This is a genomic window from Halosegnis longus, from assembly GCF_009663395.1.
GTDB lineage: Archaea > Halobacteriota > Halobacteria > Halobacteriales > Haloarculaceae > Halosegnis > Halosegnis longus.
The window spans coordinates 2,017,023-2,032,699 of the sequence record NZ_QKNW01000001.1 but is presented as its reverse complement, the minus strand read 5'-3'; the positions used below and the strand labels follow the sequence as shown (position 1 = coordinate 2,032,699).

14 protein-coding genes are annotated in these 15,677 nt (G+C 68.1%); 6 read left to right on the top strand and 8 right to left on the bottom strand.

Annotated elements, in window-relative coordinates; translation table 11 throughout:
• Positions 1-12 precede the first annotated feature (12 nt).
• From carB to DM818_RS10950, 6 genes are all read right to left on the bottom strand, one after another.
• Positions 13-3,303, bottom strand: a complete 3,291-nt coding sequence (gene carB / locus DM818_RS10975; protein WP_153952620.1) for a carbamoyl-phosphate synthase large subunit — start codon at positions 3,301-3,303, stop codon at positions 13-15.
• 130 nt (positions 3,304-3,433) lie between these two features.
• Positions 3,434-3,661 (bottom strand): hypothetical protein, encoded by a 228-nt coding sequence (locus DM818_RS10970; RefSeq protein ID WP_075936689.1) that lies wholly within the window; start codon positions 3,659-3,661, stop codon positions 3,434-3,436.
• 110 nt (positions 3,662-3,771) lie between these two features.
• Positions 3,772-4,302, bottom strand: coding sequence for a DUF5815 family protein (locus DM818_RS10965; RefSeq protein ID WP_123124198.1), 531 nt, complete (start codon positions 4,300-4,302; stop codon positions 3,772-3,774).
• A 37-nt stretch (positions 4,303-4,339) separates the two neighbouring features.
• Positions 4,340-5,170, bottom strand: a complete 831-nt coding sequence (locus DM818_RS10960; protein ID WP_123124199.1) for a hypothetical protein — start codon at positions 5,168-5,170, stop codon at positions 4,340-4,342.
• Entirely contained in the window at positions 5,171-5,590 is a 420-nt protein-coding gene (locus DM818_RS10955; RefSeq protein ID WP_075936692.1) for a DUF7124 domain-containing protein, read from the bottom strand.
• Positions 5,591-5,642: 52 nt separating this feature from the next.
• A complete protein-coding gene (locus DM818_RS10950; protein ID WP_123124200.1) occupies positions 5,643-6,899 on the bottom strand; it encodes an NAD(P)/FAD-dependent oxidoreductase in 1,257 nt (418 codons plus the stop codon).
• A gap of 81 nt (positions 6,900-6,980) precedes the next feature.
• On the opposite strand from DM818_RS10950, the gene DM818_RS10945 reads away from it, so the two are divergent.
• Entirely contained in the window at positions 6,981-8,171 is a 1,191-nt protein-coding gene (locus DM818_RS10945) for a threonine synthase (protein ID WP_123124201.1), read from the top strand.
• 76 nt (positions 8,172-8,247) lie between these two features.
• On the opposite strand, the gene DM818_RS10940 is transcribed toward DM818_RS10945, so the two are convergent.
• Positions 8,248-9,210: a transcription initiation factor IIB gene (locus tag DM818_RS10940; protein WP_123124202.1), complete on the bottom strand. Its 963-nt coding sequence runs from the start codon at positions 9,208-9,210 to the stop codon at positions 8,248-8,250.
• 219 nt (positions 9,211-9,429) lie between these two features.
• On the opposite strand from DM818_RS10940, the gene DM818_RS10935 reads away from it, so the two are divergent.
• On the top strand, positions 9,430-9,936 hold the full coding sequence (locus DM818_RS10935; RefSeq protein ID WP_075936696.1) for a DUF84 family protein: 507 nt from the start codon (positions 9,430-9,432) through the stop codon (positions 9,934-9,936).
• Here DM818_RS10935 and DM818_RS10930 read toward each other — a convergent pair.
• Positions 9,920-11,758, bottom strand: a complete 1,839-nt coding sequence (locus DM818_RS10930) for a flippase-like domain-containing protein (RefSeq protein ID WP_075936697.1) — start codon at positions 11,756-11,758, stop codon at positions 9,920-9,922. The two genes, DM818_RS10935 and DM818_RS10930, sit on opposite strands and share 17 nt — an antisense overlap.
• 250 nt (positions 11,759-12,008) lie before the next feature.
• Between DM818_RS10930 and dapA the strand changes: the two genes are divergently transcribed.
• Genes dapA through lysA form a run of 4 tightly spaced genes read left to right on the top strand, consistent with a single transcriptional unit; the run spans position 12,009 to position 15,677 of the window.
• A complete protein-coding gene (dapA, locus tag DM818_RS10925) occupies positions 12,009-12,899 on the top strand; it encodes a 4-hydroxy-tetrahydrodipicolinate synthase (RefSeq protein WP_075936698.1) in 891 nt (296 codons plus the stop codon).
• The gene (gene dapB, locus DM818_RS10920; RefSeq protein ID WP_075936699.1) at positions 12,896-13,630 is read left to right on the top strand and encodes a 4-hydroxy-tetrahydrodipicolinate reductase; all 735 of its coding nucleotides are present in this window, start codon (positions 12,896-12,898) and stop codon (positions 13,628-13,630) included. Before dapA ends, dapB begins: the two co-directional genes overlap by 4 nt.
• The gene (locus tag DM818_RS10915) at positions 13,627-14,460 is read left to right on the top strand and encodes a 2,3,4,5-tetrahydropyridine-2,6-dicarboxylate N-succinyltransferase (RefSeq protein WP_075936700.1); all 834 of its coding nucleotides are present in this window, start codon (positions 13,627-13,629) and stop codon (positions 14,458-14,460) included. The genes dapB and DM818_RS10915 overlap by 4 nt, the downstream gene beginning before the upstream one ends.
• Positions 14,457-15,677: a diaminopimelate decarboxylase gene (lysA, locus tag DM818_RS10910; RefSeq protein WP_075936701.1), complete on the top strand. Its 1,221-nt coding sequence runs from the start codon at positions 14,457-14,459 to the stop codon at positions 15,675-15,677. Before DM818_RS10915 ends, lysA begins: the two co-directional genes overlap by 4 nt.

Sequence of the window (15,677 nt, the reverse complement as noted above, 5' to 3'; positions counted from 1 at the left end):
CCCAGGCTACGGTTACAACGTCCCCCAATCGCGGCGCTCTGTCGGACGCTCCGACAGGGCGAGCACGTCGAGCGGTTCGTCTTTTGTCTCGATGGCTTCCATCGCGGCGCGGGCACTCGGCACCGTGGAGAAGTACGTAATCTCTTCTTCGACCGCGGTTTCGAGCAGGTCGCGGTCGCGCGAACAGATCAAGTCGAGTTCGCCGCGCTGGACCGCGCTCGCGAGGTCGTCGTAGTCGTCGGGCGTGGTCACCTCGAAGTTGCGCGCGAGACTCTCCTCGATGTCCGAGAGGTCCTCGTTCTTCTGTGAGAGCCCGCGCAGCGTCTCGATGTCGAGCAGTGCGGTGCCCTCCGTCGGAATCGGCTTGCCGGTGGCGTCTTGCGCCTTCAGATACGCCTTCCCGAACGAGCGAGCGGTTCCCATGACCTCGCCCGTGGACTTCATCTCGGGGCCGAGACGCGGATCCGAACCGGGCAGGCGGTCGAACGGCAGGACGACCTCCTTCACGGAGACGTGTTCCGGCACCTGCTCGTGGACGCCGAGGTCGGCGAGCGACGCGCCGGCCATCACCTTCGCCGCGAGCTTCGCAATCGGGACGCCGGTCGCCTTCGAGACGAACGGAACCGTCCGCGAGGAGCGCGGATTCGCCTCCAGCACGTACACCTCGCCGTCGCGAACCGCGAGCTGAACGTTCAGCAGACCGACGGTGTCGAGCGCGGTGGCGATATCCTCGGTCACCTCGCGTACGCGTTCGAGGGTTTCGGCCGACAGGGAGCGGGGCGGAATCATGCACGCCGAGTCGCCCGAGTGGACACCCGCGGACTCGACGTGTTCCATCACGCCGCCGATGAGCACGTCCTCGCCGTCGGCGACGGCGTCCACGTCGAGTTCCACGGCGTCGGCGAGGAACTCGTCGACGAGAATCGGCTTGTCGGGTGAGACGCGCACCGCCTCCTCGATGTACTCCTTCAGCTCCGCGTCGGAGTAGACCACGTCCATCGCGCGGCCGCCGAGCACGTACGACGGGCGCACGAGCACCGGGTAGCCGAGGTCGTCGGCGAGGTCCAAGGCTTCGTCCTCGGAGGTCGCCGTGCCGCCTTCCGGCTGTGCGATGCCCATCTCGTCCATCAGGACGTTGAACCGGTCGCGGTCCTCCGCGAGGTCCATCGCCTCGATGCTCGTGCCGAGAATCTCACAGTCGAGGCCGCGACGGTCGAGTTCGCGTTCGAGCGGCTCGCCGACGTTCACCGACGTTTGCCCGCCGAACTGCACCATCACGCCGTCGGCGTTCGTCGCCTCTACGGCGTCGGCGACCTCCTCTGCCGTGACCGGCTCGAAGAACAGCCCGTCGGAGGTGTCGTAATCCGTCGACACCGTCTCGGGGTTGTTGTTGACGACGTGCGCGTCGAGCCCCTGCTCGCGGAGGGCGCGCACGGCGTGGACGGCACAGTAGTCGAACTCGACGCCCTGTCCGATTCGGATGGGGCCGCCGCCGACCACGACGACGCTCTCGGCGTCGGTGTCGACCTTCACCTCCTCGCGGGAGATCTCCGAGAGGGGTTCACGCGCCGAGTAGTAGTACGGGGTCGATGCGGCAAACTCCCCAGCACAAGTGTCCACCTGCTTGAAACGGCGGTCGATGGCCGTCTCCTCGACGGTCTCGACCTTCGCGCCGGCACCCGCACCGTCGGCGGCAACCTCGTCGGGTTCGTCGCCGGTCTCGACGTGGAGCGCGGCCGGCAGCCACGAGGCGTGGGTGTCGTTGAACTCCCCGCCGGCGAGCGCCGTCGCCTCCTGGTTCGTGAAGCCGATGGCGGTGGCGGCGTCGGTGTCGCCCTCCATCGCCTTCTTCGCCGCCGTCGCGACGTTGCCGAAGCGCTCGACGTACCACTCGTGGATGTCGGTCAGCGCGACGAGTTCGTCGGTGTCGTAGCCGCGATAGAACGCCTCGAACAGCGCGTACGGGCGGTCCGGCGTCGGCTTGGTCAGATACTCCGTTTCGAGGGTTTCGTCGTCCACCGTCGCGAAGTCGACCGCCGGGTCGTACTCCGAGGAGCGCAGCGCCTTCAACAGCGACTCCTCGAAGGTGCGCCCGATGGACATCGCCTCGCCGGTGGATTTCATCGCCGTCGACAGCTCGAACTCCACGTCGCCGAACTTGTCGATGGGCCAGCGCGGCACCTTCGTGACGACGTAGTCGATTGCCGGCTCGAAGGCGGCGGTCGTCTCGCCGGTGATCTCGTTGTCGATTTCGTGGAGCCGCTTCCCGAGGGCGACCTTCGCGGTGACGCGGGCAATCGGGTAGCCGGTCGCCTTCGAGGCGAGCGCAGAGGAGCGGGAGACGCGAGGGTTCACCTCGACGACGCGGTACTCGCCGCCGGGGGTGCCGTCGTCGTGCCACGCGAACTGGATGTTACAGCCGCCCTGAATCCCGAGTTCGCGGATGACGCCGAGCGCGGCGTCGCGCATCTCCTGGTGGCCCTCGTCCGGGATGACCTGCGAGGGCGTGACCACCGTCGACTCCCCGGTGTGGATACCCATCGGGTCGATGTTCTCCATGTTGCAGATGATGATACAGGAGTCGTCGGCGTCGCGCATCACCTCGTACTCCAACTCGACCCACCCGGAGATGGACTCGGTGATGAGCACCTCGGAGTTGCGCGAGAGGCGCAGCCCCTTGCGGACGCGCTCGTACAGCTCGTTGATGTCGTCCACGACGCCGGAGCCGGAGCCGCCGAGCGTGTAGGTGGTACGCGAGATGACCGGCAGCCCGCCGACCGCCTCGACCGCCGCGTCGACGCGGTCCTGCAGCCCCCCGGTCGTGAGGTCGGTCACGGATTCGCCCTCGTCCAGCTCGATGGTCGTCGACTGCGGGACCGGCTGGCCGATGGCCTCCATGCGCTGGCGGAAGAGGTCGCGGTCCTCGGTCGCGTAGATGGTGTCCAGCGGCGTGCCCATAATCTCCACGTCGTACTCGTCGAGGACGCCCTCTTCGGCGAGTTCAGCGGTGACGTTCAGCCCGGTCTGGCCGCCGAGCCCGGCGATGACGCCGTCGGGCTGTTCGGTCGCGATAATCTCCGAAATCGCCTCGACGGTGATGGGTTCGACGTACACCTTGTCGGCCATCTCGGAGTCCGTCATGATGGTGGCCGGATTCGAGTTGACGAGGACGACCCGCGCGCCCTCCTCCTGGAGTGCGCGACACGCCTGCGCACCGGAGTAGTCGAACTCGGCGGCCTGTCCAATCTGTATCGGTCCACTGCCGATGAGGAGGATGGTTCTGTCCTCGGTCTCGTCGCTCATTACGACGACGAAGTTCGCACATCGTAATAAGCCCGGCGAATCACTACGAATTTCGCAACTGTATTCCGCGTTTCGTACTCAAAAGCGCGAGACCCTCGGCTCTCCGTCACTGCGAGGCGGAAACGGACAATCAGCAGTTGGTGAACCGGTAGCGGTACGGCTGGTCGCGGACGACCTCGACCCCGGAGTCGCGTTGCGCCTCCCGGCCGAGCACCGTCGCGACGCGGTGGGCGCTGTCGAACTCCTCGCCGTGCGCCTCCAGCAGTGCGAGGATTTCGTTCGCCGTCAGCGGCTGGTCGGCGTCGCTCTTCGCGACGATGCGGCGGATCTGGTCGAACTCACCCCGGTGTATGCGCATGTGTGTAGATACCACGCCAACGGCTTATACCCCTGTCAGACAGGCGTCTGACGGCCCCTGCGTGGAATCCGGGGACGAAGCGGGCGCGGAGTGTCTGTCAGCGTCGGACGCTACGCGGGCGAGTCGTGTTCGCTGGCGAACTCGCGGTCCCGCCGGTACGCCGCCACGAACTCGTCCACGTCGAACTCGTGCATCTGCTCTTCGAAGTTCGAAATCGCGCTCTCGTCGTCGGCGTGGCTGATAGCGTGTTCCATCAGCTCCACGACGAGCTCGACGACGACGGCGTGGAGCCGCCGGGAGTCGAAGTCCGTCACCCACACCATCGCGTACCCCACCTCGCCGTCGTCGCTCACGTCGGCGGCGACCACCTGCTCGGGAAACTCCTCCAGAACGACCCCCATCAGGTGTGTCATCGAAAATGCCGCGCCCGAACTCGTCTCGATTGCGCCCCGTAGCACGTCGGCGAGCGACTCCGGGACGAACCGCGAGAGGGGGTGCACGTCGACCACGACGGCGTGGATCTCCCCGCAGTCGCACTCGAACTCACGCAGTCCCATGTCGAGGTCGTAGACGGGCTTGTCCTCGCCACACGGTAGCTCTAACACCTCGCCGCGACCGCCGGGGACGCGTGGCTCAGCCATTGTCCGCGTTCCGACCGCCCGACGTAAAAGCTCTCTCTTACTCCGGCTCCGGGAGGTCGTCCGCCCCCAGCGCCGCGTCGTACGGGTCGTCCTCGTCGTCCGGCTCGTCGTCGGTGGACTCGGCGTCCGGCTCGCCGTCGCGCAGAGCCAGGTACGTCCGCCCGACGACGCCCGCCGAGAGGAGGAGGGCCAGCCCGCTGGCCGCGCCCATGACGACGACGCCGGGCGTCCCGGGGATGAGCGGGGCGAAGGCACGCGGGGTCGCGTACAGCGCGACGAGCATCAGCCCGACGCTGACCACCTCGAACCGGCGACCGGACGTGAGCTCCCACGACCGCCCGAACGCCGCCAGCGGCCCGGTGTCGTCGATGACGATGCTCGCGTGGACGAAGAGCAGCGACACGCCGATGAAGATGCCGGGGAGGATGAACAAGACGAGTCCGAACACCGTCAGGAGCCGGACGACTGTCCCGGCGAGGAAGCCGAAGACGAGCGTCCGGCCGATGCGTCGCGTCGCGGCCTGCCGGGGCGATTCACCCGCGACGACGCGGAGCACGACGATGGTGCCGAACTCGGCGAGCAGCGCGGCGACGAACAGCAGTGCGACGCCGGCTCCGTAGGAGATATCGACGGCGAGCGGCGTCGCGAGGTTGGTCAGGTCCGGCAGCTGGCTCTGGTCGATGCCGGCGTCGGCGTAGAAGGCGTATATCGAGTCGAGCAGCTCCTGTCGGCGCGTGATGGCCTGCAGTATCGAGTCGCGCGCCACGAGCGTCGTGACGCCGACCGCCGCGAGGAAGGCCGCGAGCGGGGCTCCACCGCGGTCGCGGAGTTCGCGGACGGCTTCGGTGAGTGCGGTCGGTCCGTCCATCTACGGCCAGTCGTCGCGTTCGTCGTCGCCTTCGCGGGCTTTGCGCGTCGCCTCCGGGTCGCCGAGCTCCCACTCGGCGGCCTCGGCGGCCTGCTCGATGGGGACGAACTCCCAGCCGACCTCGGCGGCCACGTCCTCGTCCTCGCCCGGCGGGGCGATGAAGACGTGACGGTCGGTGTCGAACTGGCGCTTGACGTTCTCCAGCGACTCCGCTTTCCCCCGCGGTCCGGAGAAGAAGTCCTGCCGGATGCGGTTTTTCCGCGTGAAGTTGGTCACCACGTAGGTGGGTTTGTCACTGACGACGCCGACGTACTCGCTCCACGTCCGAGCGTCCGCGAACACCGATTCCGGGTCCGCGAGCTGTTTGAGTGCCGACAGCTCGAACGCGAGCGTCATGTCCGTAGAGCCTCCACCTTGCATACTCGGACGCCGGCCCCCGCGAGAGAAAACGCTTCGGTCTGTGGCTGGCGGGTTACGCGAAGTTCGCGGCGAGGTCAGCGGCCACGCGCCCGGATTCCAGCGACCCCTGAATCGAACACCAGCGCGTGTAATCGCCCGCGAGCACCGCGTTCCCGTCGGGCGCGTCCGGCGCGGGCAGATTTCCTCGGTAGCCCGGCGGCTGTGGGAACTGCGCGAACTCGACGCGGTCGGTGTGGCGAAGCTCGAACTCGTCGAAGCGCGTCTCCGGATACCATGACGCCATCGCCTCCCGGACCTGTTCTGCGAGTTCCGTCTCGGACTCCTCGCGTTCCCCGATGAAGTTCGCGACGAACAGTTGCGTGTCGTCGGGCGTGTAGGCGGGCTGTGCGTCCGTCGTCGGGGAGACGGTGTTCGGTCGACCGTCGGCCATGTTCAGGATGATGCGCCGCCCGGTCCGGAGCTTCCGGTGGGCGGGAAAGGTGAAGTGTTGGGTCACACACGCCTTCGCGCCGTCGGGCGTCGAGACGCCGGTCAGCTCCCCCGCCGCGTGCGGGTCGGTCGCGACGACCACGCCGTCGGCCTCGACCGTCTCCGAGCCGACCGCGACGGTCGCGCCCGAGTCGTCGGCCTGTACCTCCTCGACCCCGCGACCGAGTTCGATGCGCGCGCCGGCCTCGCGGGCGCGGGCTGCCAACTGCTCGGGGATGGCGCCCATCCCGTCGGCGGGAAGCCCGACCTTCCCGTCGGAGAGCGCCTTGTACGTGTACTGGAAGACGTTCGCCGCGGTCTGGAGCGAGCGGTCGAGCGTGATACCGCCGTAGAAGGGGGCGACGAACCGCTCGATGTAGGCGTCCGAGAAGCCGAACTCGCGGAGATACTCGGCGATGGTCTGGTCGTCGCGGTCGAGCAGGTCGGCGTAGTCGTCGCGGGCGAGCGAGCGCTGGAGTCGAAGCGTGTTCAGTTTGTCCTGAAAACGCACGTCGCGGTTGAGCGCGGAGTCGACGAGGGTCGATGGGGCGCGCAGCGGGTCGGCGAGCGTCGACCGGTGGTTGTCGCGCGCGAGCGTCGCGCCCGGCACGAACGAGCCGATGTCGAGCGCGTCCACGTCGAGTTCCCGCTGGACGGCGGGGTATCCCGTGAACAGGACCTGATAGCCGCGGTCGAAGGTGTAGCCGTCCGCGCGGGTCGAGCGGACGCGCCCGCCGACCGTCTCGCGCTCCTCGAAGACCGTGACCTCGTGGCCGGCCTCGGCGAGTCGGGCAGCGGCCGTGAGTCCAGCCAGCCCCGCGCCGGCGACGGTGATGTGCATACCATGCGTACGGGTGCCCCGAGGAAAAACCACCAGTATCGAGAGGGATAGAGGTTAGTTCGCGCCGCGACTATGAGCGGTATGGAGACGACGGACGCGTTCACGGGACTGCGGTGTACGGACTGCGAGACGCTGTTCGACGCGGCCGAGGCCCCCGGTCGGTGTCCCGACTGCGGCGGCATCCTCGACCCCGAGTACGATTACGACGCGCTGGACGTGACCCGAGCGACCGTCTCCGGGAACGGACGCGGGCTGTGGCGCTACGAGTCGCTGCTGCCGTTCCCCGAGTCGGCCGCCGTCACGCTCGACGAGGGGAACACCCCGCTCGTGGAAGCGCCGAACCTGGCCGAGGAGCTCGGCGTCGGGCAAGTGTACATCAAGGACGAGGGGCGCAATCCGACGGGGACGTTCAAGGACCGCGGCCAGGCGATGGCCGTGACCGCGGCCGCCCAACACGACGCGGAGACCGTCGCCCTCGCGACGGCGGGCAACGCCGGGCAGGCGGCGAGCGCCTACGCCGCCAACGCCGGCATGGACTCGGAGACGTTCATCCCGACGCGCGCGTCCTTCGTCAACAAGGCGATGATCAACGTCCACGGCGGGGAGATGACGGTCGTCGAGGGGCGCATCGGCGACGCCGGCGCGGCCTACGAGAACGCTATCGCCGACCACCCGGAGTGGCACTCGGTCAAGACGTTCGTGACGCCGTACCGCCACGAGGGGAAGAAGACGATGCTGTACGAGACGGTCGAACAGCTGGACTGGGAAGTGCCCGACCACGTCGTCTACCCGACGGGCGGCGGCGTCGGGCTCGTCGGGATGCACAAGGCCGCGACCGAACTGCAAGAGCTAGGTCTCACCGACGACCTCCCGGCGATGTGGGCCGCACAGTCGGACGGGTGTGCGCCCATCGTGAAGGCGTTCGAGTCCGGGGCAGCGGAACACGAGCCGTGGGAACAGCCCGACACCATCTGCGGGGGCATCGAGATTCCGGACCCCGGTGCGAGCCCGCTCATCCTCGACGCGCTCGAAGAATCGGGCGGCGGCGCGGTCGCCACCCCGGACAAGGAGATTCTGGAGGCGGCACTCACCGTCGCGCAGAAGGAGGGCGTCGAGATGGGCGTCACCTGCTCGGCGGCAACGTCGGGCGCACAGAAGCTCGCGGAGGAGGGTGCGTTCGGCGAGGACGACATCGTCGTCTTACTCAACACCGGCGCGGGGAGCAAAGACGCCGACGTGATTCGCTCACACCTGATGAGTAAGGGTATCTGAGCCTGCAGTCGTCGTTCGTACTCCCGACAGAACACAGCGGAACGAGACGTATCCGTAGAAGAAACGGAGATCGGCTCTACGCCATCGGGAGACCCTGCTCGGCCTCCAGCAGCTCGTGGTAGCGGTTGCGGATGGTGACCTCGGAGATGTCGGCGACCTCCGAGACGGCAGCCTGCGTCGTCTTCTCGTTCGTGAGTAGCGCGGCCGCGTACACCGCGGCGGCGGCGAGTCCGACCGGCGACTTGCCGGAGTGGACGCCCTGTTCCTTGGCGTTCTTCAGGAGCTGGCGCGCGCGGTTTTCCGCCTCGTCGGAGAGTCCGAGCGAGGAGGCGAACCGGGGGACGTAGCTCTCGGGGTCGGCGGGGGCGACCTCCAGGCCGAGTTCGCGCACGACGTAGCGGTAGGTGCGCGCGATTTCGTCCTTCTCGACCCGGGACACGTCAGCAATCTCGTCGAGGCTGCGTGGGACACCGGCCTGTCGCGCGGCGGCGTAGACGGCCGAGGTCGAGACGCCCTCGATGGAGCGGCCGGGCAGGAGGTTCTCGTCGAGCGCGCGCCGGTAGATGACCGACGCTGTTTCGCGGACGTTTTCGGGGAGACCGAGAGCAGAAGCCATGCGGTCGATTTCGCCGAGCGCCTGCTTGAGGTTGCGCTCCTTGGAGTCGCGGGTGCGGAACCGCTCGTTCCACTTCCGGAGCCGCTGCATCTTCTGGCGCTGATTCGAGGACAGCGAGTTGCCGTACGCGTCCTGGTCGCGCCAGTCGATGTTCGTCGAGAGGCCCTTGTCGTGCATCATGTTCGTCGTCGGCGCACCGACGCGGGACTTCTTGTCCTTCTCGGCGGAGTCGAACGCGCGCCACTCCGGCCCGCGGTCGATGTTGTCCTCGTCGACGACGAGCCCGCAGTCCTCACAGACGGTCTCGTGGTCGCTGGTCGTGGTGACGTTGCCGCCACACTCGGGACAGCCGGTCTGGCTCTCGCTCGTTTCCTCGGTCTCGGTCTCATCCTCGGACGTGTGAATGCGAAGGTGGTCGCTCATGGATGGTAGCTGGCGGGGGCTACCGGACGTGGATACTCCAGACGGCCCGATAGCGAACGCTTGACCTGACATTCACGAACCCAGTATAAGAGTGTTCTGGTCGCGCGTTGTAGACGCCGCGTATCTGGCGAAAACAACGCCGTCGCTCGGAGAGACAGTGCCTATTTATCAGGATAGTTGTGTGCAAACACACAACCGCGCCCGGCGAACAGAGGGGGTATGCACATCGCAGTCGGCAGCGGTAATCCGGTGAAGCGCGACGCAGTCGCGAGGGCACACGACTCGGCGACGGTCGAGGCGGTCGGCGTCGAGTCGGGCGTGAGCGAACAGCCGGTCGGCATCGCCGAGACCGTCGAGGGTGCGGAGACCCGCGCGGCGAACGCACTCGCCGCGACCGACGCGGACCTCGGTGTCGGACTGGAGGGCGGGGTCGCACGACTCCCCGACACGGACGGTCTCTGGCTCATCATGTGGGCCGCAGCGACCGACGGTGAACGGTGGGGTCGCGGCAGCGGGCCGTCCCTCCGGCTCCCCGACGCCATCACCGCGCGCGTCGACGCCGGCGAGGAACTCGGCCCGGTGATGGACGACGTGCTAAACGAGGACGGCGTGGCGGAGAGTCAAGGCGCTGCCGGCGCACTCACGGGCGGCGTGACGAACCGAACGGAAGCGCTCCGGACAGCGGTGGCGGGGTCACTCGGTCCCTTCCTCACTGCTCACTACTGACCGGCTCGTCCACCTCGGCGGCTCCCTCGACGGCCTCGACGAGCGAGACGTTGAACACGAGCGTGGCGGCGATTCCACCGATCATCGTGACGATGTTCTTGACCGCGTGGTCGAGGACGGCGACCGCGATGGCGACCGGCGCGGTGATGTTGGCGGTGAAGCCGACGACGATGAGGGTGAAGGCTCCCTCGTACAGACCGATACCGCCCGGCGAGAGCGGGACGATTTTCGCGAGGTTGCCGACGCTGACGGCGAAGAAGGACACCGCAATCAGATACGGCGTCACCGGCACCTGAAACGCGGCGAGCACGACGATGGCCGTCACCACGTCGATACCCCACACGAGGAGACTCGACAGTCCGATGCGGGCGAAGGCACCGCCGTCGCCGGCGACCGCCTGCACGTCGCCGACGAACTGGCCGATGGCCGTCGAGACGTACTCGGCGTAGGAGTCGTCGCTGATGGCGCTGACGAACCGGTGGACGAGGTCGGTGTCGCGGCGCGCGCTCGCGACGATGACGGCGACGCCGGCGATGGCGAGCACGCCGACCACCGCGGCCACCCGGAGCGCGGTTCTGGCCGCTGCACCCGGCGCGATTGATTGCCCGCCAATCTCGACGGTGCCGATGTCGGCCGCGATCGCCTCCGCCAGCCCGTCGGCTCCACCCGTGGCGAGCAAGCCGACGAGGACCGCGCCGGCGAGCACCGTAATCGCAAGCAAATCGAAGACGCGCTCGACGGCGAGGGAGGCGAAGCCGCTCGGGTACGGAATCTTCCGGCGGGCTTTCACGACGTACGCGCGCACGGCATCGCCCGCGCGGGCGGGGAAGACGAGGTTGCCGGTCTGTGAGATGAACACCGCGCCCGTCATGAACAGCAGGTCGCCGTCGTAGCCGAGTTCGCGCAGGATGTCGCGGTAGCGCTGTCCCCGCAGCGGCCACGAGAGGGCGTAGACGCCGGCGGCGAGCGCGACCAGCCGGTAGTCGGCCCCGCGAATGGCGTCGAGAATCGCGTCGGGGTCGAGATACACCGTCATCAACGCGAGCGCGGCGAGAGTGAGCAGCGTCCCGGCGACGAGTCCGGCCCGGCGGGTCGCCCGCGGCCTAATCGAAAACTCCCACCAGACGCGGAGAATCTGGCTCCCCATCCCGAACACGTCTCGGACGAGGTCGACCTTCGTGTCGCCTTTCGGCGTCCACCGGACGGGAAACTCCTTGATATCGTAGCCCGCCCGCTGTGCGCGCACGAGCACCTCCGTGTCCCAAAACCAGTGGTCGTCTTCCGTGTTCTCGAGTAAGTCGAACAACACGGCGCGGTCGAACGCCTTGAATCCACACTGGTGGTCGTGGAGGTCAGAGCGCAAGAACAGCTTGACAAGCGTGTTGTACCCGGTCGACGCGAAGCCACGCTGTGGCTCGCGGTCCTGTTTCTCGCCGGGGATCCGGCGGGAGCCGGTCGCCACGTCGTACCCCTCGGTCCGGACGGACTCGACCAGCTCTTCGAGGTGGGACATGTCGGTCGCGAGGTCCGTATCGAAGTAGACGAGCGTCTCGCCCTCGCTCGCCCGGAAGGCACGTTCGAGTGCGCCACCGCGGCCCAGTCGCTCGTCGGAGTGGAAGTGTCGAATGCGGGAGTCCTCGGCGGCGAGTCGGTCTGCGATGTCGGGGGTGGCGTCGTCACAGCCGTCCTCGGCGATGATGACCTCGAAGCTCCCCGCTGGGAGAAACGCCCCGAGGGTGTCGAGAGTCGTCCGGACGGTGTGTTCGATGGTCTCCTCCTCGTTGTACGCCGGGAGGACGACGCTCACCGCGACCTCGCTCATTACCGTCGGTTGTAAACAGGCGGGTATGAACCTTCTGGGAGCGAGAGACGTGCCGAGGGCGCAAACGCTAACTGGTCGCGCGCTCGCGTCTGGTGTATGCATCCGTCTCCGGGTTCTGGCGCTGTTACCGTTGCCCCCGCCCGCGACGGTGACTGCTCGAAGTCGAAGTGAGCGCAGTTGTGACTCTCGGCGGGATGGCGACCCGTCGTTGGTCGGGCCGAGCACAGACTTCGAGTACCTACCGAAACCCATGACACACGATACATTCACCGGCGCGATGCCGGCACTCACGACCCCGTTCCACGAGGACGGCAGCATCGACTTCGAGACTTTCAAACAGAACGTTCGCCGCGTCGAGCGCGAGGGCGTCCACGGCGTCGTTCCCGTCGGCACCACCGGCGAGTCCGCGACCATGACCCACGACGAACACGTCGCCGTCATCGAGGCGGCCGTCGAGGCGGTCGACTCGGTCCCCGTCGTCGCCGGCTCCGGCTCGAACAACACCGAGGAGGCGCTTGACCTCTCGCGGCGCGCAGCCGAGGCCGGTGCGGACGGCCTGCTGCTCATCTCGCCGTACTACAACACTCCCGAGCCGGCGGGGATGGAGGAGCACTTCCGCACCGTTGCCGACGAGGTGGATCTACCCCAAATCGTCTACAACGTCCCCGGCCGGACGGGACGCAACATCGCCGTCGAGACGGCCGAATCGCTCGCGAGCCACGAGAACATCGTCGGCTACAAGGCCGCATCCGGCGACCTCGGCCGCGTCGGCGAGGTCATCGAGCGCACCCGGGGGGAGAACTTCGCCGTGCTCTCCGGCGACGACGCGCTGACGCTCCCCGTCATGTCACTCGGCGGAAAGGGAGCCATCTCCGTCGCCGCGAACCTCGTCCCCGAGCGGACGAGCCGGCTGGTCGAGCACGCGCTCGCAGACGAGTACGCGGCCGCCCGCGAACTCCAGTTCGAACTCGGGCCGCTGTTCCGAACGCTGTTCGTCGAGACGAACCCGATTCCGATTAAGGAGGCACAGGCGATGTGCGACCAGCAGCCAGTGACAATGCGCCCGCCGCTGTCGCGGCTGCGAGAGGAGAGTCGCGAGGAACTGCGCGCCGTCCTGACCGACCTCGGGCTGGACGTATGAAGGTCGCCGTCGCCGGCGCGACCGGCCGCACCGGCAGCGAAATCGTCGCCGAACTCCGGGAGCGCGACCACGACGTGCTCGCGCTCTCCCGCGACCCGACGGACGACCAGCGCGACCTCGATGACCTCGCGGCCGTCCTGACTGAGACCGACCCCGATGCACTCATCGACTTCACCGTGCCCGAGGCGACCGTCGAACACGCCGCCGTCGCGGCCGAGACAGGGGTTCCGCTCGTCGTCGGGACGACGGGCTTCGACGACGACGGGTTCGCCGCGCTTGCCGACGCCGCCCGCGAGATTCCCGTGCTCCGAGCGTCGAACTTCGCGAGGGGCGTGCACGCGCTGCGCGACATCGTGCAGGCCGGCGTCGAAGCCCTTCCCGAGTACGATGTCGAACTGACGGAGACCCACCACAACGGGAAGCGCGATGCCCCGTCCGGGACCGCGCTCACCCTGCTGGACGATATCGAGGACGCACGGGAGACCGAACTCGACCGGACGCACGGCCGCGAGGGCGAGCACGAGCGCGCGCCCGAGGAGGTCGGCGTCCACGTTCGCCGGGCGGGCAACGTCCGGGGCGAACACGAGGTGCTGCTCGCCGGCAACGACGAGGTGGTGACGCTCACCCATCGCGCCGAGTCGCGCCGCGTCTTCGCGGCGGGCGCGGTCGATGCGGCCGAAGCGCTCGCGGGCCGACCGGCCGGCGAGTACGACTTTCCAGACGTACTATGACACTCGAATCCGAGATCACGACCCTGTGGGACCGCTATCAGACCGACGCCGTGGACGCCGACTCCGCCGACGCGGACGCGTACGACACCCTCGACGCGTTCCTCGACGCGCTCGAAGCCGGCGAGGTGCGGGCCGCCGAGAAGCGCGACGGCGAGTGGGAGGCGAACGCGTGGGTCAAACAGGGGATTCTCCTCAACTTCGGACTGCGCGCCATCCAGACCTTCGAGCACGGCGGCGTGGGCTACCACGACGTGCTCCCGCTGCGCGACACGGACGACCTCCCGACGCGGGGAACGCGCAACACCCCAAGCGGGACCGTCATCCGCCGTGGCGCACACATCGGCGCGGACGCAATCATGATGTCTCCGAGCTTCGTCAACATCGGCGCACACGTCGGCGACGGGACGCTCGTCGACTCGTGTGACACGGTCGGCTCGTGTGCCCAAATCGGCGACGACGTGAAGCTCGGCGCGAACACGCTCATCGGCGGCGTCCTCGAACCCGTCGAGAGCGCGCCGGTCATCGTCGAGGACGGCGTCTCGCTCGGCGCGGGCTGTCGAGTCACCTCCGGCTTCGTCGTCGGAGAGAACTCCGTCGTCGGCGAGAACACGCTGCTCACGCCCCGCATCCCGGTTTACGACCTCGTCGAGGAGGAGATTCTCTACGGCGAACTCCCGCCGGAGCGGCGCGCGTTCATCCGCTACGTCGAGTCCAGCGTCGGCGACCACGACCTCTTCGAAGGGGGCGCGTACAAGCCGGCGGTCGTCGCCACCCACGTCGAGGAACAGACGCTCGAAGCCACCCAGCGCGAGGACGCCCTCCGCGAATGAGCGACCTCGTCAAGCGGCTCAGCGATTGGGACCACGACCGCCTCGACCGGCTGGCCGCCGAGCACGACACCCCGCTGTACGTGCTCGATGTCGACCGCGTGCAGGCCAACTACGAGCGGTTCGACGCCGCCTTCCCCGATGCACACGTCATGTACGCGGCGAAGGCACACACCGGACAGGCCGTCCTCTCGGCGCTGCTCGATGCGGGAGCCGACATCGAGTGTGCGGCGTGGGGGGAACTCCAGCGCGCTATCGACGCCGGCGCGGACCCGAACACGCTCCAGTACACCGCCGTCAATCCGCCGGACCGCGACCTCGATAGGGCAGTCGAACTCGCCGAGGAGCATCCGGGGCTCACCATCACCGGCGGTGCGCGCGACACCTTCGACCGGCTCGAAGCACGCGGCTACGACGGCCGCGTCGCAATCCGCATCAATCCGGGTATCGGGACCGGCCACCACGAGAAGGTCGCCACCGGCAAGGACGCGAAGTTCGGCATCCCCGAGGCGTCCGTCGAGGACGTGGCTGCCGACGTGCGCGAGCGGTTCGACCTCGTCGGTATCCACGCCCACATCGGGAGCGGCGTGCTCACCGACGACGTGGACGAACACGCCCGCGCGGTCGGCAAGGTCGCGGACATCGCCCGCGCCGTGGGCGACGACGACCTCGAGTTCGTCGACGTGGGGGGCGGCTACGGCGTCCCGTACCACGAGGACGAACCACCCCTCGACATCGAGTCCGTCGCCGACAAGATTCGCGACGCGGTCGGCGACCTCGGTGCACAGCTCAAGCTCGAACCCGGGCGGTACGTCGTCGCCGACGCCGAGCTCATCCTCACGGAGGTCAACACGGTGAAGGAGGCCCCCGGGTCGACAGTGGTCGGCGTGGACGCGTCCCTCGCGACGCTCATCCGGCCGGCGATGTTCGACTCGTACCACCCGATTCGCAACGTCACGACACCGGGCCGCGAGCCGAAGCCGGTCTCCGTCGGTGGCCCGTGTTGCACGAGCGCAGACGTGTTCTGCACGGACCGTCCTATCGCAGAGCCGCGCCGCGAGGACCTCCTCGCCATCGGCAACGCCGGCGCGTACGGCTACGAGCTCGCGAGCCAGTTCCACTCACAGCCGCGGCCCGCAGAGGTCGCCATCGAGGACGGCGAAACGCGCGTCGTCCGCCGCCGCGAGACGCTGGACGACGTAACGCGCGTCGAGCAGTAG